General features: G+C 38.0%; 2 protein-coding genes. Both read right to left on the bottom strand.

Annotated elements, in window-relative coordinates; genetic code table 11:
• Window positions 1–383 (bottom strand): contact-dependent growth inhibition system immunity protein (locus KZ793_RS20840; protein ID WP_225817061.1); only part of this gene is annotated, 383 nt, incomplete at its 3' end.
• Window positions 383–752 (bottom strand): endonuclease toxin domain-containing protein (locus tag KZ793_RS20845; RefSeq protein WP_225817062.1); only part of this gene is annotated, 370 nt, incomplete at its 5' end. The genes KZ793_RS20845 and KZ793_RS20840, both read right to left, overlap by 1 nt.

Consider the following 752-nt stretch of genomic DNA (forward strand, 5'->3'; position numbering starts at 1 on the left):
AGCTCAAGTTTTTCATGACCAGAAGGTTTAATAGTTATCACACCATCTAACAACTGAATATTACAACTGTTCATCTTCTTAAATAGTTGACGTTTTGAACGGTAGTTGTAAACTTTCATTAAATGCTCAATCCACTCTTTATATCGCTCTGCTGCCCTTTCGTTATCGAAAAAATCATCATCAGGATCAACCAACCGACTTTTAGAAAGTGAATCTAAAACGGCACTACCCAATTGGCTTTCAGTTACATCGGGAGAAAGAACATGTTCGTGACCTTGAGGATCAGCTCGAAGCAGACGATAGCCAGAATAAGTTTTGACAGAGTAAAAATCACCATTAAATTTGGCACTTGCATTCAGTCCTTGATCAAAATCTGTGTTCATTACTTCACCACTGTAATTTTAACGTTTACATTCTTGTCCGCACCATAAGCAATTGCACGATTAATCTGCTCCCACTGCTCAGGGGTTGTAGCCTTTGGAACGGCGATACGCACTTCACGTTGTGATATCATACTCGACGTAATTATATTTTCACCCTTTCCCGCTTCTTTAAAGTTAACTACCACATCAATGTTCTTTTTCATTGATTTGTATATCTGTTTGGGATCTTTTACCTTCGCGTTTGTACGTGTATCCAATGTTTTAACACTGGTAGCTATCCCAGTTTTCTTATCATAAAAATCAAATGTCTCGGTATTCTTTGGCAACCGAGAACCTTTAAGCATCTGCGTAGCAACAAAATCCTCAAAA

The organism is Photorhabdus antumapuensis, from assembly GCF_020387775.1.
In the GTDB taxonomy this organism is placed as follows: Bacteria; Pseudomonadota; Gammaproteobacteria; order Enterobacterales; family Enterobacteriaceae; genus Photorhabdus; species Photorhabdus antumapuensis.